Origin of the sequence: uncultured Mycobacterium sp., from assembly GCF_964249325.1 — a bacterium.
Lineage (GTDB): Bacteria > Actinomycetota > Actinomycetes > Mycobacteriales > Mycobacteriaceae > Mycobacterium.
The window spans coordinates 1-18,255 of sequence record NZ_CAXUCH010000081.1; the positions used below are offsets into that span (position 1 = coordinate 1).

Sequence of the window (18,255 nt, forward strand, 5' to 3'; positions counted from 1 at the left end):
GTCACTACAGTCTCGGACCGGAGGTCGGCATGGTGCAGCGTGCTCGGGTCGATCGCGTGCAGCGGGCCGACCGGATTCTTGATACCGCCCGTGACCTGCTGCTGCGCTGGGGTTATCGGCGGGTGACCATCGATGAGCTGGCTCGGCGCGCCGGGGTCGGCAAGGGCACCGTCTACCTGCACTGGCGCTCCCGTGAGGAGCTTTTCCACGCGGTCAGCGCTCGCGAGGCGGCGGGAATGACGGACGCGGTCGTGGGCGCACTGCGCAACGACCCGGCCGAAGTGGCGCTGCACCGCTACCTGCGGCGGCTGTTCGTCGAAGCGATGCGCCGTCCTGTGCTTCGGGCGCTCTATACCCGCGATGCCGACACCCTCGACACGTTCCTGGCTTCGGCGAACCATCGGCGACTCGAGGAAACCAAGCTCGGCGTCAACCGGGATTATCTGGGTGTGCTCGCCGCCGAGGGCATGCTGCGTGGGGATCTGCGGCCCAGCGATCTCGACTACACCTTGCCGAACATCGTGTTCGGCTTCTTCGCCGCCGAGCCGTTTCTGCCGCCGAGCATCCGGTTGAGCCTTGACCAGAAAGCCGACCAGCTCGCCGACACCGTGCGCCGCGCTTTCGAGCCGGCCGACGCACCGGATAGGCAGCGGATGAAACGTGCTGCGGCTAAAGCTATCCCGATATTCGACCGGCTTGCCCGCGACTACCGGACCACGGCATACGGAGGCGATCACGATGACTGAGGTGGCTGCTGATCTTTCGCGCCCGCGGGGGCGATACGGTATTGACGGCGACTACCGGCTGATTCCCGCACCGGTGGTGTTCATCTGCTATGCGCTGTTGTGTTTCACCGCAGCGGTTTTGGCAGTTGTGTGGCTGGTGGACGGGCGCGTCGTCGCAGGAGTGATGGCGGCGGTGGTCTCCGCCGTGCTCGTCGCCGCCGGGGCCGGCATCGTGCGGTTCAGCCGCCGCGGCAAGTTCGAGGTGTGGGCGCGCCTGCTGACCGATCTGCACCTGCGCGGCGACGAACGTGTGCTCGACCTCGGGTGCGGCCGTGGCGCGGTGTTGTTGGCGGCAGCGAAGTTGGTGCCGCGGGGAAGCGCTGTGGGAGTGGACATTTGGCGGGCCGACCAGACCGGCAACTGCATGCAGGCCACACGGGCCAATGCCGAGGCCGAAGGCGTGGCCGACCGTATCGAACTGCACACCCGCGACATGACGGACCTGCAATTCCCCGACGCGTCATTCGATCTGATCGTGAGCAGCCTGGCGATCCACAATTTGCCGGGCAATAAGGCGCGGCTAGCCGCGATTGACGAAGCCGTGCGGGTGCTGCGGCCGGGCGGTCATCTGGTGATCGCCGATATCGGCTTTACCCGGCTATACGCCAACCGGCTTCGGCAACGTGGCATGGAAGACGTCAGGCGGCAAAATCTCGGGTGGCGTGCTTGGTGGGGCCTGCCGCTCATCCGCACCCACGCCGTCACGGCAACCAAGCCAGGGGCTCAGCGGTGACCACAAAACCCGTCTCGCGAGTGGTGGCGCTCGAAGAGGCGTTTCTTCATCCACGGGTTTGGGACTTGTATCCCGAGGCGGTGCAGCGGCGATACCAATCGGTGAAGGCGCGGCTCAGTGACGTGGGAGCCGGGCGCATTCGTCTCATGGACGCGGCGGGAATCGACGTGCAGGTGCTCTCTCACGTGCAGCCCGGTGTGCAGATCCTCGCGGATACGGACGCCGAATTGGCGGTTGCCGTAAGCCGGGAAGTCAACGACTGGCTGGCCGATGCGATCGCCGCGCACCCGTCAAGGCTCGCGGGTTTTGCCATGCTGCCGACTCAGTCACCGCCGCATGCGGCGCAGGAGCTGGAGCGGACTGTTCGCGATCTCGGCTTCAAGGGCGCGCTGATCAACGGACACACCAACGGGCGCTACCTGGACGACCCGTCGTTCGATGTGCTTCTCGGCGCAGCCGAATCGTTGGGCGTCCCCATCTATATCCATCCCACCGACCCGCCGCCGGCGGTGTCGGACGTCTATTACGCGCCCTTCGATGCGGCCCTGATACCCACCTGGGGTTGGCCGGTCGAAACCGGAACGCATGTGCTGAGGCTGATCTGCGCGGGCGTCTTCGACCGTCATCCGGATTTGAAGGTCATCGTGGGGCACATGGGCGAACTGCTGCCGTACTGTTTCACCCGGCTCAACGTCGGGCTGACGATGGCCGGCTGGCTGCTCGGAGACGAGGAGCCGCGCGCCGGAATGCGCAACAACGTCGGCTACTACCTGCGAACGAATGTCTTCATTACCAGCAGCGGGGTTTTCGACGTGCCGGTATTCGACTGTGCCCGAGCGATGCTGGGCCTGGACAACCTGATGTTCTCCGTCGACTACCCGCTGCAGGATAATTTCGCCGCGATGGAATTCCTCGAGCAATGCGGGCTTTTCACCGACGACAAGGAGCGTTTCGCTCACCGCACCGCGGAAAGCCTTCTTGGGCTTGATAGTCAGCCAAGCGGTGTAGGCGCTGGGAGGACCGGAGTCGGCGACGTGTGGTACAGGATGCGGAATCGTGCCACGTCGAGGCTGGGCAGGGCGCTGATTTCGGCGCTTGTCAAGTAGTGCCTGAAGTCACGCGACGCCCCGCTCGCGCAACTACAGCGGGATGTTCTTGTGCCGACCGCGGCGCGCCGGCGCCTCGGCCAGCGCCTCGGTCAGCTTGCTGCGGGTGTGGGCGGGGTCAATCTTTTCGTCAACCACACCGATGTCGATTGCGCTGTCGACGCCGCCCGCGATGCGCTCGTGCTCCTCGGCGAGCTGGTCATGCAGCGCTTCGCGTTCGTGCTCCGGTGCGGCGGCCAGCTTCTTGCGGTGCAAGATACCGACGGCCGCCTTGGCGCCCATCACCGCTACCTCGGCGTCGGGCCAGGCGAATACCTTGGTGGCGCCCAGTGAGCGCGAGTTCATCGCAATGTAGGCCCCGCCGTAAATCTTTCGGGTCACCAGGGTGACCCGCGGAACCGTGCACTCGCCGAACGCGTGCAGCAGTTTGGCGCCGCGGCGCACCACACCGCCCCACTCCTGGTCCACACCCGGCAGATAGCCCGGCACGTCGACCACGCAGATCAGCGGAATCCCGAACGCATCGCATAGCCGCACGAAACGCGCTGCTTTTTCGGCACTTTCGGAGTTCAGGCAGCCGCCCAACCGCAGCGGATTGTTGGCCAGCACCCCGACAGTGCGTCCAGACAGCCGGCCTAGACCGATCACCATCGACGGCGCCCACTTGGCCTGGAACTCCTCGAACGTGCCGTCGTCGAGCAGCCCGTGCACCATCGGGTGCACGTCATAGGCACGCCGGGACGATTCCGGCAGCAACGCGTGCAGATCAGTGTCACCGGCCTCCGCCTTACTGCGGTCGAAATGCCCTTGCTGGCAGAACAACCCGACCAGGCGGCGGCCACGCGCGTAGGCGTCGAGCTCGTCGTGGGCGACGATGTGGCACACCCCGGACTTCTTGTGGTGGGTTTCCGGCCCACCCAGCGACGCCATGTCTACGTCCTCGCCGGTGACACTGCGCACCACGTCGGGCCCGGTGACGAAGATCCGGCTTTCCGGGGCCATCACGATAACGTCGGTCAGCGCCGGCCCGTATGCAGCACCGCCTGCGGCGAAACCGACGACCACCGAGATCTGCGGGATGTAACCCGACGCGCGGATCATGGCCTCGAACACCAACCCGACCGCGTGCAGGGCACGCACCCCTTCGGCAAGCCGGGCACCACCTGAGTGCCAGATGCCCACGATCGGGCTCTGCTCCTCGATGGCGGTGTCATAGGCGTTGACGATGTGCGCACAGCCCTCGACTCCCATGGCCCCGCCCATCACCGTGCCGTCGGTGCAGAACGCGATGGTGCGCACGCCGTTTACGGTGCCCGCTGCGGCCAGCACCCCAGAGCGGTCCCGCTCGTGCAGCAGCTCCACGCTGTCGTCGTCGAAGAAGGTCGACAGCCGCAGCAGCGGATCGCGCGGATCAAGCGATTCGCCAACCGCGTCGGGGGCCATGATCGTCATCGCAGGTCTCCTCCTCGTCGATTGGTGCTCGGCTCAGTAGCGACCGAAGGCGAGTGCGACGTTGTGCCCGCCGAATCCAAACGAGTTGTTGATCGCGTACTTGTAGTTGCCCGGCCGCGGCTTGCCCGCGACCACGTCCAAGTCGATCTCCGGGTCGAGATTGACCAGGTTCAGTGTCGGCGGGATGATCTGGTCCCGCAACGCGAACACGGTCAGGATCGACTCGACCGCGCCGACAGCACCGACCGAGTGACCAAGTGCCGACTTGGGCGCGTACACCGCCGCGTTTCCGCCGTGGGGGCCAAGAGCGTTGTTGATGGCCTTACCCTCGGCGAGGTCGCCGACCGAGGTCCCGGTGGCGTGGGCGTTGACGTGGTCGATGTCCTCCGGAGTCAGGTCGGCAAGTTGGATCGCTCGGGTCATCGCATATCCGGCGCGTTCCCCGTTCGGGTCCGGCGCCACCATGTGAAAACCGTCGGAGGTGATGCTGGCGCCCATCAGGCGGGCCAGGATGTTGGCGCCGCGTGCTTTGGCGTGTTCTTCGGTTTCGATGACCATTAGCGCGCCGGCTTCGCCGAACACGAACCCGTCGCGGTCCTTGTCGAACGGTCGGCAAGCGCCCGGCGGGTCGTCGTTGTTGGTCGACATCACGATGCGCATCTGCGCGAAGCCGGCGATCGGCACTGCCTCGATCTTGGTCTCCACGCCGCCGCAGACCGCGATGTCGGCTTCACCGAGCACGATCTGTTGCCACGCCCGCGCGATGCCTTCCGAACCGGACGCGCACGCCGACACCGGCGTCATCACCCCGGCCTTGGCCTTGCGTTCCAGACCGACCGCGGCGGCCGCGCCGTTGGGCATGTACATCTGTACGGCCAGCGGCGACACCGCTTTCATGCCGCGCACGCGCATGTCGTCGTAGCCGAAGACCAGTTCCTCGGTCGACCCCATCCCGGTGCCGACGGACACCGCCAACCGGTTGGTGTCCACCTCGGGGGAGCCAGCGTTGTCCCACACCCGCCGGCCCAGCACGGTGGCCATCTTCTGCAGGTAGCCCATCCGGCGGTTCTCGATCCGCGACAGCTGGCTGTCGAACTCCTCGACGAGGTGCCCGCCGATGCGCACCGGCAGGTCGAACTCCTCCACGAACGGGTCGTCGAGTAAGCGGATACCACTTTGGCCGTCTAGCAGCATCTTCCACGTAGTTTCCGCGTCAGGTGCCAGGGCAGTTGTCATGGCAACGCCGGTGACAACCACATTGGGGAACGCTTTCCCCGTAACCAGCTCTGTCATGAGTGTCGGATGAGTTCCTTTCATACTGTCCGGCTTCTCCTCGGGCCGTGCGCGGCCCGCATCGGCGCCGGACGTCGCAACTTTCAGTAACGCCCGAAGGTAAGTGCGACGTTGTGCCCGCCGAATCCAAACGAGTTGTTGATCGCGTACTGGTAATTGCCGTAGCGGGGTTCGCCCGCGACGACGTCGAGATTGATTTCCGGATCGGGTGTTTCGTAGTTCAGCGTCGGCGGGATGACACCGTCTCGCAGGGTGAGCACCGTGAGCACCGACTCCAGCGCACCCACCGCGCCGATCGAGTGACCCAGCGCCCCCTTCGGGGCATACACCGCTGCATGTTCGCAGCCGGCGACCCGAATGGCGTTGGCTTCGGCCGTGTCACCGATCGGGGTAGCCGTCGCGTGGGCGTTGATGTGGTCAATGTCCTTGGGGGACAAGCCCGCCAGCTCGAGCGCGCGGATCATCGCCTTGCCGGCCCGGATCCCGTCGGGAGCAGGCGCCACCATGTGGAAGGCATCGGAGGTGATACCGGCACCCATCAGCCGGGCCAAAATAGTTGCGCCACGGGCTTTCGCGTGCTCTTCGGTCTCGATCACCATGAGTGCGCCGGCTTCGCCGAACACGAACCCGTCCCGGTCCTTGTCGAACGGGCGTGACGCGCCCTCCGGGTTGTCGTTGCGGGTCGACATGGCCCGCATCATGGAAAACGCTGCGATGGGCAGCGCCTCGATGCCGCCCTCGACGCCGCCGCAAACCGCGATGTCCGCATCACCCAGGATGATCTGCCGCCACGCGTGGGCGATGGCTTCAGAACCTGACGAGCACGCCGACACCGGGGTCATTACCCCGGCCCGGGCTCCCAGCTGCAAACCGACGGTCGCCGCGGAGCCATTGGGCATGATCATCTGAACCGCGAGCGGAGACACCTTGCGGGGCCCGCCCTCGTTCATCAGGTCATAGCTCTCGACGATCCGCTCCGCGCCGCCCAGTCCGGTGCCAATAACGACCGAGAACCGGTCGGGGTCGACCTCGGGGCTGCCGGTGCTTTCCCACAGTTGACCGGCCAGCAGCTTGGCCATCCGCTGGACATACGACATGCGCCGCAGGTCCAGCCGGCCCATATGCGCGTCGACCGGATCCTTGAGGTGACCACCGATCTTGACCGGCAGGTCCCACTTGTAGACGAACTCGTCTTCGAGGACGTGGATGCCGCTCTCGCCAGCTAATAAACCCTTCCATGTGCTCTCGATGTCCGCCGCGATGGACGTCGTCGCCGTAACGGCGGTCACCACAACGCTGGGGAAACCGCCGTTAGCAGTGGAAGGCTTGGTCACTTCTCCGCTTGCGCTTCCGCAATCCGGGCCCGAACGGCTTCGACCTTGTCGGGGTTCTCCGCCTCGATCTTGGCGCGGATCGCCTCGGCCGCCTCGGGGTTCTCTTCCTCGAGCTTCTGGATGTACTCGACGACATCACCGACGGTGCGCAGCCCGGCGAGGTCCTCGTCGGGGATCTTCACGCCGTACTTGTCCTCGGTCTGCACGGCGATCTCGACCATCGACAGCGAGTCGATGTCCAGGTCGTCGACGAACGACTTCTCCGGGGTGACCTCGGATGGCTCGATACCGGTGACCTCTTCGATGATCTCAGCGAGGCCGGCGATGATTTCTTCCTGAGTGACGGGCACAGTGGCTTCCCTTCGTAATGTGTTGTGTTACTGGTAAAACGTGCGGTATGTGCGTTACGTGCGGTACGGGGTGCGTGGCGTATCTCTAATGGGTAGCGAAGTCGTGATATTCGGTTGTTGCCTCGGATGGCGGCAAGGCCTTCGCCTCGCCAAAGCTTGGTAAGCGTTATAACTGCGCCAACCCGTCGAGGTCTGCCGGGGATTTGACTGGGTGCGTCGGAACGCCCCGAAGTTCCCGCTTGGCGATCCCGGCCAGAGTGCCCGCAGGCGGAAACTCCACGATCGCGGTGACATTGCGCTGACGCAGGGTCTCGATGCACAGATCCCAACGCACCGGGCGAGTCAGCTGAGCGACCAGTTTCTCGATCGCCGACTCATCCGACCATACCGGCTGCCCGTCGTAGTTGGACAGCAGCGTGGCGGCGGGCTCGGCGGTCGCGACGTTGGCCGCGGCTGCGGCGTAGCCCTCCAGGGCCGACGCCATGAACTTGGTGTGAAAGGCCCCGGCCACGCCCAGCGGACGTACCCGCGCCTTGGCCGGCGGGTCTTCCGCCAGCTTGTCCAGGGCGGTCAGGGGGCCGGCCGCGACGATCTGGCCAGCGCCATTGCGGTTAGCCGGCACCAGCTCGAGCTCGTCAAGCCGGCGCAGCACCTCGGCCTCGTCACCGCCGAGGACCGCGGACATCCCCGTCGGCTCGAGCGCGCACGCCTTGGCCATCTCGACGCCGCGGGTGGCGGCCAGCGAAACAGCGTCGTCAGCGCAGATGACACCGGCGATCGCGTATGCCGCGATCTCGCCAACCGAGTGGCCGGCCACAATCAGGTCGGCGTCGTTGAACAAACCGCGCCTCGCGAGTTCTTGGTGGGCGAGCAGCGTCGCGGCAACGACCAGCGGCTGAGTGACCGCGGTGTCGGTGATCTCCTCGGCCGACGCGGTAGTGCCCAGGCGGGCTAGGTCCAGACCGCTGGCCGCCGACCACGCCGCGATCTGGTCCGCGGCGCCGGGCAGTTCCAGCCACGGCGCCAGCATTCCGGGTGTCTGCGAGCCCTGTCCGGGCGCGAGCAACGCAATCACGTGTCTAAGAGAACACTGTGAAGACGGTTTTGCGGGGTGTAACAGATTATGAACCTTGTCTTAGGTTTTTGTGGAGCTCCCACAAAACACCCTCGGATGCGATTCGTTTGATATCTTGCCGCGATCTCTCACTGTGCGCGGCGGGCGCCCAACGATGTGACCTTGGTCGCCGCGTGCGGGGTTGCGGCCGGGTTTCCGATGCTGGAGTGATGCATCTGGTAGGCCAGGTGGCCAACCGTGGAGGCCACCCGCAGGACGTACGCATCGCGTGGATCTGTCGGATCGCGGCCGGTGAACTCGGCGATGCGCTTGAGCCGGTAGCGCACCGTGTTTGGATGAACGAACAACTTTCGGGCGCAAGCCTCGATCGCGCCGCCGCAGTCCAGATACGCGTCGAGGGTCTCGGTGAGCGTCGGCCCGGCGTCGGCGAGTGGCCGCATCACGTCGGTGTGCAACGCCGCGACCGCTGACGCGTCGCCCATCAGGGCGCGCTCTGGCAGTAGCTCTCGCGCCAGTACGGGCCGCGGCGCCCCGCTCCAGCCGGCGACGGCGTTCATGCCGGAGATCGCCTCGCTGGCGCTGTGGTAGGCCGCTGTCAGCGAGGGCGCCGTTGGGCCGATCACCACCGGCCCGTCGGCGAACGCGTCCAGCAGGTGGCCCAAGAACTTCTCGGTCGGTGATAGCTGACCGGACACGATCGCCACCAACCAGGTGCCGTGCACGTCGGTCAGCGCGGCGCGGCCGTGCCGGGCGGCTACGTCCCGGACATCTTGACTGGCCCTGCGGCTGTCGACACCCTCCCCGCCGGGTGCGGGAGTGCCGACCACCACCGTGGCCGGGGCGGTGGTGTCCCAGTTCAATGCGGCCGCCCGGGACAGCAGCTCGGGTCCGGTGTCACCGCGCACCACCGCGTCGACGACGCTGGCCTCCATTCGGCTGTCCCAGGAGCCGCGAGCTTCAGCCGCGTCTGCGTAGGCGGTGGCGGCGGTGAAGGCCAGGTCGCGGCTGTACTTCAAGATGCCCACCATAAGCGCGGTCAGCTGCTCTTCGGAGTGGGCCAGCAGCGGCACGACTTCTTCGAAGTACTCCATGGTGACGCGCACCATGTCGACCGAGTGGCGCAGCGCAATCCGGCGGGTCAGATCCTGCGGCACCAGTTCGAAGGCCTGGGCGGTGTAGCTGACATTGCTGCGCGGATCTTGCATCCACTCGACGAAGTTCACCACGGCGGTCTGCACCACCAGCGCCACGCTGGCGCGCTGGGAGGCTTCCAGCGCGGCGAAAAACGGCAACCGCTCCTGCATAGCCGAGACGGCTTCGGTGGCCAGCCGACCCGAGTATTGCTTGAGCCGGCGCAGCAGCGATTCCGGGACGGTGTCCAGTAGTTCGAGTGTCGAACGCGGCAGAGCGGCGAACTGTTTGTCGGGCACCCCTAAAACTTACGCCGCATTTGTGGATGTTCCCGGCAAGGCGGCGATCCTCCAATTCCGCGCGAGCGTGACGCTGTGGTCACGTTCGCCGGCCAGTGTGACGATGACGTCACGTTCGAGCGGTGAGCGACGCCCTAGGCGTTGGGTCCCGGGTCAGATGTTTGTGCCGGTGCGGCCCGCACGTCGGCGATCTCGTATTGCCGTGCCGCCGCGACGGCCACCGAAGGGTCGATCTCACCGTCGCGGGCCAGCGCCTCCAGCACCGCCACGACCTGCGATTCGGCGTCGGTGTTGAAGTAGCGCCGGGCCGCGGGCCGGGTGTCGGAGAACCCGAACCCGTCGGTGCCCAGCGTGACGTACCGCCGCGGTACCCAGGGCCGAATCTGCTCGGGAACCGCTCGCATCCAGTCCGACACCGCGATTATCGGCCCGCTGGATTCGGCCAGCGCCTGGGTCACATACGGCACCCGCGTCGGCCGCTCCGGGTGGCGCAACTTTTCGGTCTCGATGGCCACCCCTTCGCGGTTCAGCTCGCTCCAACTGGTCACCGACCACACGTCGGCCGCGACGTCCCACTCGGCGGCCAACATGTCGGCGGCTTTCAGCGCCGACGGCATAGCCACCCCGGAGGTCAGGATCTGGGCGGTGTTGGTGCGCTGCTCGCTGGCCCGCCGGTACCGGTAGATGCCGCGCAGCAGGCCCTCGGGGTCGAAATTCTCCGGCTCGGGCGGCTGCGCGTAGGGCTCGTTGTAGACGGTGATGTAGAAGAAGACGTTTTCCGGGTTCTCGCCGTACATGCGGGCCAGGCCGCTTTCGATGATGTAGGCGATCTCGTAAGCGAATGCCGGGTCGTAGGAGACCACCGCGGGGTTGGTGCTAGCTAGCAAGAGCGAGTGGCCGTCGGCATGCTGCAGACCTTCGCCGGTGAGCGTGGTGCGTCCGGCGGTGGCGCCCAACAGGAATCCGCGCGCCATCTGGTCGCCCGCGGCCCACAGGCCGTCGCCGGTGCGCTGGAAGCCGAACATCGAATAGAAGATGTAGACCGGGATCATCGGCTCGTTGTGCGTCGAATACGACGTGCCCGCCGCGGTGAAGCTGGCCACGGCCCCGGCTTCGTTGATGCCCTCGTGCAGGATCTGGCCGGCTTGGCTTTCCTTGTACGCCAGCATCAGATCGGCGTCGACCGAGGTGTACAGCTGGCCGTTGCGGTTGTAGATCTTGAGGTTCGGGAACCACGAGTCCATCCCGAACGTGCGCGCCTCGTCGGGAATGATCGGGACTATGCGGTGACCAACTCCATCTTTTCCGCTGTCGCGCAATACTTCCCGGAAGGTGCGCACCGTCGCCATGGTGGTGGCGACCTCCTGGCTGCCCGACCCCTTCTTCAGCGACGTGTAGGTGTCGCGGCCCGGCAGGGTCAGCGCCTTGGACTTGGTGCGACGCTCGGGCACGAAGCCGCCGAGCGCGCGGCGCCGGTCGAGCATGTAGCGGATCTCCGGAGCTTCCGGGCCCGGGTGGTAGTACGGCGGCAGGTAGGGGTCCTCTTCCAGCTGGGCATCCGACACCGGGATGCGCTGGGTGTCGCGAAACTCTTTAAGGTCTTCCAGCGTCAGCTTTTTCATCTGGTGCGTGGCGTTGCGGCCCTCGAAATGCTTGCCCAGCGCGTAGCCCTTGATGGTCTTGGCCAAGATGACGGTCGGCTGGCCCTTGTGCTCCACGGCGGCGCGGTAAGCCGCATACACCTTGCGGTAGTCGTGACCGCCGCGCTTGAGATTCCAAATCTCTTGATCCGAAAGGTTTTTCACCAGCTCCTTGGTGCGCGGATCGCGGCCGAAGAAGTGCTCGCGGACATAACCGCCGTCGTTGGCCTTGTAGGTCTGGTAGTCACCGTCGGGGGTGACGTTCATCAGATTGACCAGCGCGCCGTCGCGGTCGGCGTGCAGCAACGCGTCCCACTCGCGGCCCCAGATCACCTTGATGACGTTCCAGCCCGCACCCCGGAAGAACGACTCCAGCTCCTGGATGATCTTGCCGTTGCCGCGCACCGGCCCGTCGAGGCGCTGCAGGTTGCAGTTGATCACGAAGGTCAGGTTGTCCAAGGCTTCCAGTGCGGCGACGTGCGCGAGCCCGCGGCTTTCGGGTTCGTCCATCTCGCCGTCGCCCAAGAAGCACCACACATGCTGGTCGGAGGTGTCTTTGATGCCCCGGTCGTGCAGGTAGTGGTTGAACCGGGCCTGGTAGATGGCGTTCATCGGCCCAATGCCCATCGACACGGTGGGGAATTCCCAGAAGTCGGGCATCAGCCGCGGATGCGGGTATGACGGCAGGCCACCACCGGGATGGCTGTGCTCCTGGCGGAAGCCGTCGAGCTGATCTGCGGACAGTCGTCCTTCTAAGAAGGCGCGCGCGTAGATGCCGGGGGAGGCGTGACCCTGGATGAAAACCTGGTCGCCGCCGCCCGGGTGCGACTTGCCGCGGAAGAAGTGGTTGAAGCCGACCTCGTAGAGCGCCGCCGACGAGGCGTAGGTCGAAATGTGGCCGCCTACCGAGACGCCGGGGCGCTGGGCGCGGTGCACCATGATCGCCGCGTTCCACCGGATCCAGGCGCGGTAGCGGCGCTCGACGTCCTCGTCGCCGGGGAACCACGGTTCGAGTTCGGTGGGGATGGTGTTGACGTAGTCGGTCGATGTCAGCGCCGGGATCGCCACCCGTTGCTCGCCGGCGCGTTCCAGCATCCGCAAGAGCAAATAGCGTGCCCGCGACGGCCCTGAGCGGGCCAGCAGCTCGTCGAAAGACTCGAGCCACTCCGACGTTTCTTCGGGGTCGATGTCGGGCAGGTAGGACGCCACACCTTCGCGGATCACCCGCACACGATCGTGTTCGTTTGTGCTGCTTGAGTTTTTGGCCAGATCATGGCGCACGAACTCGGTAGTCAACTTCCGCTCCTTGTTTGGCGGTTGATTAGCTTCTCACGGGTTCCGCCGCGGGAATGCTGTCCTCGTCCTCTATCGTGCCGCACCCGGGCCAATCTTGGCGGGGCGGGCGGAATCCGGTGCCTTGGCTCGATCGCCCGGCGAACCGGTAACGTCTCGAACTGTGCTGATCGGATGGTCTGCCCTCATGCCGCGTGGATCCGCAGACCCGGCAGCGGGCGGCCCGGTTGCGCGTCCCGTGCGGATCGGCGCCCTGGCGCTCGGCGGCGTCGCCGCGCTGGTGATGGGCATTGTTGGATGCACCAGCATCACCGAAGGCGCCCCGGCCGCCGACACGGCCGTCGCCCCGGCCTACCGGGCGTCGGTGTCAGCGTCGGTGTCGGCGTCGTCGGCGACGTCCCGGGTCCGGGAGTCTCAGCGCCAGCAGTCGCTGACCACCAAGGCGGTGCGCGCCGCGTGCGAGTCGTTTGCCGCCACCAGCAAGGACGCCATCGACAAGGTGAATGCGTTTGTCGGGGCGTTTAATCAGGGTGCCGACACCGGTCCGACCGAAGGCCCGGCGATCGACGCGCTCAACAACACCGCCGACACCGTGGCCGGCAGTCTGAGCGGCGCACTGTCGCAGCAGCTGCGCGACGGACTCAACGGCTATATCGACGCGGCCCGTTCGGTGGCCAACGCTATTGCCTCACACGCGCCGACACAGGAGTTCAACCGGCGAGTCGATCAGCTCAACGACACCAAGACGAAGGCGTTGAAACTGTGCCTGGCCTCCTTTTGAGTCACCGGTATAGGTCGGCGCCCTGCTGTGCGACGATAGTGCGCATCGCACGGCGCGCTGAGGAGTTGAAGGAGGTCCCACAGTGGTCGCGGCGGATGACGCCCCGAACTACGCCCGCAAACTGGGCATCCAGCGAGGGCAGGTCGTCCAAGAGTGGGGATGGGACGAGGACACCGACGACAACATCCGCGCCGACGTGGAGGACGCGTGCGGTGGGGAGCTACTCGACGAAGACACCGACGAGGTCATCGACGTGGTGTTGTTGTGGTGGCGTGACGGTGACGGGGATCTGGTGGACACCCTGATGGACGCGATCACGCCGCTCGCCGACGACGGGGTGATCTGGGTGCTCACGCCCAAGACCGGCCGGCCCGGGCACGTGCTGCCCGCCGAGATCGCGGAGTCGGCGCCCACGGCGGGCCTGATGCCGACCTCGTCGGTCAACCTCGGTGACTGGAGCGCCAGCCGGCTGGTGCAGCCGAAATCGCGCGCCGGGCGACGCTGATGCTGGCCGTCGGGTCGATCGCGCCGGATTTCACGCTGCGCGACCAAAATCAGCAGCCGGTCACCCTCAGTACCTACCGCGGCGCCAAAAACGTGCTGCTGGTGTTCTTCCCGCTGGCGTTCACCGGGATCTGCCAGGGCGAGCTCGACCAGCTGCGCGATCACCTGCCCGAGTTTGAGAACGACGACACTGCCACGTTGACCATTTCGGTGGGTCCGCCACCGACCCACAAGGTGTGGGCGGTCGAGAACGGTTTCCTGTTTCCGGTGCTATCGGACTTCTGGCCGCATGGCGCGGTCAGCCAGGCCTACGGGGTGTTCAACGAGGACGCCGGATTTTCCAACCGCGGCACTTTCGTCGTCGATCGCTCGGGGGTGATCCGGTTCGCGGAGATGAAGCAGCCCGGCGAAGCCCGTGATCAGCGGTTGTGGACCGACGCGTTGGCGGCGCTGAAGGTTTGACCGGTGCTTGTGCGAGTGGGCGTCTCTATTCGCCGACACGCCGCGTGGTGCGTGCAAAGTCGCCCGCTCGTGACAGGTATTTGCTCGTTTGAATGGCCGCAACCTGGCCGTGTAGCGTGCGCGGGGCGGGGCGCGTAGCTCAGTGGTAGAGCACTGGTTTTACACACCAGCGGTCGGCGGTTCGATCCCGTCCGCGCCCACCGACCCGTCGGCTACAGGCGACTCGCCGCGAAAGCCGCAGCCTGCCCGGGCAGTCCGGAATGGGCATAGGACAGATGGGCTGGGGAAAGCATCTCATCTTGTGAAGGCGGCGTCGGAGGTCCCGGCGAGCAAACCGGATCTCCGTCCGCACACAAGTCAATCGCCTTAGCGCCATACCACGGACTGATCACGCTTATCGGCGCCCCCAGATATCTGTCCGACGGATTTCCGAAGACGGCGACCGCGGCGACATGATCAGCCACCTCCTGGGGTAGCGAATCGGGGACAAATCCGGCAACCGGTGCTTGGGCGATGGTGATCAGATCGATCACCAACGCGCCCTGGGAGTATCCACCGAGAACGATCTTGGTGTTGGGACAGTTCGCGGCCGTGGACTGGACGTGAGCACTCGCATCATTGGCACCGGCGTTGGCCGATGGGGCGAAATCATAGGTGGCGGGGTAGTTGACCGGGTACACCCCGACGGACCTGCCCCCGACTTGCGAGCGCAGCGAATCGACAAACTCCTGTCCGACCACCCCAACACCCGGTGGTTCGGTGGTGGCCCGCGCGAACGTCACCTCCACGTCCGGGCAGGAAGCAGCGGACGCCGGCGCCATCAGTGCGTTGAATCCCGTCGCGGGGATCGTCAGCACCGCGACAGCAAGCCAATGAGCCAAATGGCGCCCGCTCACCTATCAATCCTGACATCCGGCGACGCGCTGCGGACCAAAACCGGGATCGGCGAATATGTAATTCATGACCGAAGTGAGGCCTTACCGCATCGACGTTGCCGACGATATTCTGGATGATCTGAGATCGCGTTTGGCGCGCACCCGCTGGCCAGAAGCCGCGTGCGTGGACGACTGGAGCCAGGGGATTCCGTTGGGCTATACCCGAGACCTGGCTGCGTACTGGGCCGAAGAATACGACTGGCGCTCACGCGAGGCCGCACTCAACCGATTCGATCAGTTCGTCACCGAAATCGACGGCCTTGACATCCATTTCATCCACCAACGCTCCCCGCACCCCGACGCTTTGCCGCTGATCATCACCCACGGCTGGCCCGGCTCGATCGTCGAGTTCCACAAGGTAATCGAGCCGTTGACCAATCCCACGGCCCACGACGGGCGAGCCGATGACGCGTTTCACGTCATCTGCCCGTCGCTTCCCGGCTACGGCTTCTCCGGCAAGCCCACCCGCACCGGGTGGGGAGTTGAAAAGATTGCGCAGGCCTGGGAGACACTCATGCTGCGCCTGGGATATGAGCGCTACGGCGCGCAGGGCGGCGACTGGGGTGCGGCCGTCACTACCCAGATCGGCCGTAACCGCGGCCACTGCGCCGCAATCCATCTCAACATGCCGATCGGTCTTCCCCCCGCTGGCCTCACCGAGCCAACCGAGGAAGAGCAACGAGTCATCGCAGACTTGGCAGAGCACCGGCGTTGGGGCACAGGGTATTCCAAGCAACAGTCCACCCGACCACAGACACTGGGTTACGGGCTGGTCGATTCGCCCGTCGGGCAAATGGCGTGGATCATCGAGAAATTCTGGGCGTGGATGGACTGCGACGGGCACCCCGAGAACGTGCTCAGCCGCGACGAGCTGCTCGACAACGTGATGATGTACTGGGCTACCGCCACCGGCGCTTCGTCAGCCCGGTTGTACTGGGAGAGCTTCCGGGTATGGAGCGGCATGGGCCGGGTCGAATTGCCCACTGGTGTGGCCATGTTCCCTAAGGACATCCTGCGCGCACCACGGAGCTGGTGTGAGCCGAACTACCACATCACCCACTGGACGACCATGCCGCGCGGCGGACACTTCGCTGCCTTCGAGCAGCCCGAACTATTTGTCGATGACGTTCGCGCGTTCTTCGCGACCGTACGGTGACGCGCTGCGTCGCTTGCCGATTCACCCAGCGGCGCGAAGAACTCCAAGACGATTCCGTCCGGGTCACGAAAGCTCAGCCCCGAGCCGTAGTGCGCGTCGACCATGCCGCCGTGCGAGATACTGGGCCATAAATGTGATGTACGCCGCAAACTCGGGTTGATGAGGCGAACGACACATTTACGGCCGCGGGCAAATCGGTAACGATAGTTAGCATGACTTCGCAACTGACCCCCGAACGCTCGACCTCGAGTCGGCCCAAGACGCCCAAGCGGGATGAAACCCAAGAGCGCATTCTGCTGCAGCCGTGGTTTTGGATGGCGGTGCTGTGCATGATCGCCATGGTGTTGCTCGTCGCATTCGGCTAGGCCGTTACACGATTCGCCATCCGCGCCGGGCGCGAAACCGCATGTCCGACAAATAGATCCGATAACCCAGGATCCAGGCACGGTGCGGAATGAGTCGATCAGCCAGCCGCAGCGAGGCCAACAGCCACTCGAAGCGCCGCTGCTGAGAGTCCGCCCAGCCAAGGCCCATCATGGCCCGAAACTCCGGTGCCACAAAGCCTGTCGTCGCGAACAGGTTGAACCGTCCCGCGACCGCGCGCAACGGCCAGGGCAGGAAAGCCAAAGAGGCCACGCCGCGCGGTGCTCGCGCACTGCCGCGGCGACGCGCAGCTCATCCAGCGAGCGCTTCCAATACTCGTCGAACGCGACCCTGTCCGGCGGCCACATGTCCTCGCGCACCTGCAACGTGGTGCCTAACCGCTTGGCGTCCCGGTAGATCGCGTCGGCGGTGGCGTCGTCGAGCGGGCCGTGAAGGAACTCGTGCTGGTCGACAAAGTAGCGGTACAGGCACGCTGCTACCCAGAGCTGCAGCCGTGGCTCAAAGGCGTTGTAGGACACGGGACTCGAAGGCGTCGACCGAACATGCCGGTGCGGGGTGTTGACGGCTGCGCGAATCAGCTCGCGGTCGGCGTCGCTTCCGATGGTGGCCACCGCCAACTAGGTGCCGGTAGTGCGGGCCCGCTTGAAGGGATGCTTGTAGACATTTCCGCTATCGACCGGGCTTTCCAGCACGCCATAGCCGACTCCCGGCAGCGACAACTGCATGATCACGTTCGCGGCGGGCAGCAGCGTCGCGGCCGGGTTCAGTAGGTCGGCGACGCGGGTCGCGGCCCGTTTTGTCATGAGCCGTTCTCCATGTAACCGAGTAGACCACGCCGAGATGCCGCTGGATAGGCGGTGGCAGCCTTGCGGGTCTTCAGCGCCCCCGGTATGAGACCCTGCCGAGGTGCGGATGGTGACACGCCAACGCCTGCTGGTCGGCGTCCTGATCGGCTACCTGGTGGACCTGCTGGCGGGGGACCCGAAACGGGGCCATCCCGTCGCCGGTTTCGGCGCTGCCGCCGCGGTGGTGGAACGGTTCACATACCGCGACAGCCGGGCCGCCGGCGTCGCTCATGTCGGCGTGTTGATCGGCGCGTTGGGCACCCTCGGTGCAGTAGTGCAGCAAGATGCCCACCGGCGCGGACGGCTGTGGTCGATTGCGGCCACCGCCGGCGCCACCTGGGTCTGCCTGGGCGGAACGTCGCTGGTCCGCACCGCCCACGTGATGTCGGAGTTGCTGGAGCGCGACGACATCGAAGCCGCGCGCCGCTTGCTGCCCTCGCTGTGCGGACGTGACCCCGCCCACCTCGACAGGTCGGGGCTGGCCCGGGCGGCGCTGGAGTCGGTGGCGGAGAACACCTCCGACGCGCACGTGGCACCGCTGCTGTGGGCGGCGGTGGGTGGCGCACCCGCGGTGCTGGCGTATCGCGGCATCAACACCCTGGACTCGATGATCGGGCACCGCTCACGGAGGTATGCCCGGTTCGGTTGGGCCGCAGCGCGATTAGACGATGCTGCCAACTATGTCGCCGCCCGGGTG

17 protein-coding genes, 1 tRNA gene and 2 pseudogenes are annotated in these 18,255 nt (G+C 65.8%); 10 read left to right on the top strand and 10 right to left on the bottom strand.

The window, feature by feature from the left end; genetic code table 11:
* From ACFE99_RS12265 to ACFE99_RS12275, 3 genes are all read left to right on the top strand, one after another.
* The coding region (locus ACFE99_RS12265; protein WP_375485599.1) for a TetR/AcrR family transcriptional regulator at positions 1-746 on the top strand (746 nt) is incomplete at its 5' end.
* Complete coding sequence (locus tag ACFE99_RS12270) at positions 739-1,518, top strand: class I SAM-dependent methyltransferase (protein WP_375485601.1); 780 nt, start codon at positions 739-741, stop codon at positions 1,516-1,518. The genes ACFE99_RS12265 and ACFE99_RS12270, both read left to right, overlap by 8 nt.
* On the top strand, positions 1,515-2,624 hold the full coding sequence (locus ACFE99_RS12275; RefSeq protein ID WP_375485603.1) for an amidohydrolase family protein: 1,110 nt from the start codon (positions 1,515-1,517) through the stop codon (positions 2,622-2,624). The genes ACFE99_RS12270 and ACFE99_RS12275 overlap by 4 nt, the downstream gene beginning before the upstream one ends.
* 33 nt (positions 2,625-2,657) lie before the next feature.
* Here the strand turns inward: ACFE99_RS12275 and ACFE99_RS12280 are convergent, their stop codons facing one another.
* The 7 genes from ACFE99_RS12280 to aceE form a co-directional block, all read right to left on the bottom strand.
* Positions 2,658-4,076 (bottom strand): acyl-CoA carboxylase subunit beta, encoded by a 1,419-nt coding sequence (locus ACFE99_RS12280; protein ID WP_375485605.1) that lies wholly within the window; start codon positions 4,074-4,076, stop codon positions 2,658-2,660.
* 33 nt (positions 4,077-4,109) lie between these two features.
* Positions 4,110-5,369 carry a 3-oxoacyl-ACP synthase KasB gene (kasB, locus tag ACFE99_RS12285; protein ID WP_375485607.1) on the bottom strand — a complete coding sequence of 420 codons (1,260 nt, stop codon included), beginning with the start codon at positions 5,367-5,369 and terminating at the stop codon, positions 4,110-4,112.
* An 83-nt stretch (positions 5,370-5,452) separates the two neighbouring features.
* Positions 5,453-6,703, bottom strand: coding sequence for a 3-oxoacyl-ACP synthase KasA (kasA, locus tag ACFE99_RS12290; RefSeq protein WP_375485609.1), 1,251 nt, complete (start codon positions 6,701-6,703; stop codon positions 5,453-5,455).
* A complete protein-coding gene (gene acpM, locus ACFE99_RS12295) occupies positions 6,700-7,053 on the bottom strand; it encodes a meromycolate extension acyl carrier protein AcpM (protein WP_083090013.1) in 354 nt (117 codons plus the stop codon). The genes kasA and acpM overlap by 4 nt, the downstream gene beginning before the upstream one ends.
* Positions 7,054-7,219: 166 nt before the next feature.
* Entirely contained in the window at positions 7,220-8,128 is a 909-nt protein-coding gene (locus tag ACFE99_RS12300) for an ACP S-malonyltransferase (protein ID WP_375485612.1), read from the bottom strand.
* Between the two features lie 128 nt (positions 8,129-8,256).
* A complete protein-coding gene (locus ACFE99_RS12305) occupies positions 8,257-9,558 on the bottom strand; it encodes a PucR family transcriptional regulator (RefSeq protein WP_375485614.1) in 1,302 nt (433 codons plus the stop codon).
* A gap of 134 nt (positions 9,559-9,692) precedes the next feature.
* Positions 9,693-12,494, bottom strand: a complete 2,802-nt coding sequence (aceE, locus tag ACFE99_RS12310; protein ID WP_375485616.1) for a pyruvate dehydrogenase (acetyl-transferring), homodimeric type — start codon at positions 12,492-12,494, stop codon at positions 9,693-9,695.
* Positions 12,495-12,654: 160 nt separating this feature from the next.
* On the opposite strand from aceE, the gene ACFE99_RS12315 reads away from it, so the two are divergent.
* The 4 genes from ACFE99_RS12315 (at position 12,655) to ACFE99_RS12330 (ending at position 14,438) form a co-directional block, all read left to right on the top strand.
* On the top strand, positions 12,655-13,272 hold the full coding sequence (locus ACFE99_RS12315) for a hypothetical protein (protein ID WP_375485618.1): 618 nt from the start codon (positions 12,655-12,657) through the stop codon (positions 13,270-13,272).
* An 82-nt stretch (positions 13,273-13,354) separates the two neighbouring features.
* On the top strand, positions 13,355-13,777 hold the full coding sequence (locus ACFE99_RS12320) for a DUF3052 domain-containing protein (RefSeq protein WP_375485620.1): 423 nt from the start codon (positions 13,355-13,357) through the stop codon (positions 13,775-13,777).
* Positions 13,777-14,238, top strand: coding sequence for a peroxiredoxin (locus tag ACFE99_RS12325; protein ID WP_375485622.1), 462 nt, complete (start codon positions 13,777-13,779; stop codon positions 14,236-14,238). The genes ACFE99_RS12320 and ACFE99_RS12325 overlap by 1 nt, the downstream gene beginning before the upstream one ends.
* A gap of 128 nt (positions 14,239-14,366) precedes the next feature.
* Positions 14,367-14,438, top strand: a tRNA-Val gene (locus tag ACFE99_RS12330).
* A 12-nt stretch (positions 14,439-14,450) separates the two neighbouring features.
* On the opposite strand, the gene ACFE99_RS12335 is transcribed toward ACFE99_RS12330, so the two are convergent.
* Entirely contained in the window at positions 14,451-15,134 is a 684-nt protein-coding gene (locus ACFE99_RS12335) for a cutinase family protein (RefSeq protein ID WP_375485624.1), read from the bottom strand.
* 64 nt (positions 15,135-15,198) lie between these two features.
* On the opposite strand from ACFE99_RS12335, the gene ACFE99_RS12340 reads away from it, so the two are divergent.
* Positions 15,199-16,329 (top strand): epoxide hydrolase family protein, encoded by a 1,131-nt coding sequence (locus ACFE99_RS12340; protein ID WP_375485626.1) that lies wholly within the window; start codon positions 15,199-15,201, stop codon positions 16,327-16,329.
* Positions 16,330-16,352: 23 nt separating this feature from the next.
* Here ACFE99_RS12340 and ACFE99_RS12345 read toward each other — a convergent pair.
* A pseudogene (locus tag ACFE99_RS12345) lies at positions 16,353-16,448 on the bottom strand (VOC family protein); the annotation flags it as partial.
* Positions 16,449-16,541: 93 nt separating this feature from the next.
* Between ACFE99_RS12345 and ACFE99_RS12350 the strand changes: the two are divergent.
* A complete protein-coding gene (locus tag ACFE99_RS12350; protein WP_375485628.1) occupies positions 16,542-16,694 on the top strand; it encodes a hypothetical protein in 153 nt (50 codons plus the stop codon).
* Positions 16,695-16,698: 4 nt separating this feature from the next.
* Here ACFE99_RS12350 and ACFE99_RS12355 read toward each other — a convergent pair.
* Positions 16,699-17,516, bottom strand: a pseudogene (locus ACFE99_RS12355) (oxygenase MpaB family protein).
* Positions 17,517-17,625: 109 nt separating this feature from the next.
* Here ACFE99_RS12355 and ACFE99_RS12360 point away from each other — a divergent pair.
* Positions 17,626-18,255: cobalamin biosynthesis protein (locus ACFE99_RS12360; RefSeq protein WP_375485630.1), on the top strand; the 630-nt coding region annotated here is incomplete at its 3' end.

What these genes read in the sequence shown, in the direction of transcription:
- ACFE99_RS12270 (WP_375485601.1), top strand. Translation starts at nt 739, where the DNA reads ATGACTGAGGTGGCTGCTGATCTTTCGCGCCCGCGGGGGCGATACGGT.
- ACFE99_RS12280 (WP_375485605.1), bottom strand. Translation starts at nt 4,076, where the DNA reads ATGACGATCATGGCCCCCGACGCGGTTGGCGAATCGCTTGATCCGCGC.
- kasB (WP_375485607.1), bottom strand. Translation starts at nt 5,369, where the DNA reads ATGACAGAGCTGGTTACGGGGAAAGCGTTCCCCAATGTGGTTGTCACC.
- ACFE99_RS12325 (WP_375485622.1), top strand. Translation starts at nt 13,777, where the DNA reads ATGCTGGCCGTCGGGTCGATCGCGCCGGATTTCACGCTGCGCGACCAA.
- ACFE99_RS12340 (WP_375485626.1), top strand. Translation starts at nt 15,199, where the DNA reads ATGACCGAAGTGAGGCCTTACCGCATCGACGTTGCCGACGATATTCTG.
- ACFE99_RS12350 (WP_375485628.1), top strand. Translation starts at nt 16,542, where the DNA reads ATGACTTCGCAACTGACCCCCGAACGCTCGACCTCGAGTCGGCCCAAG.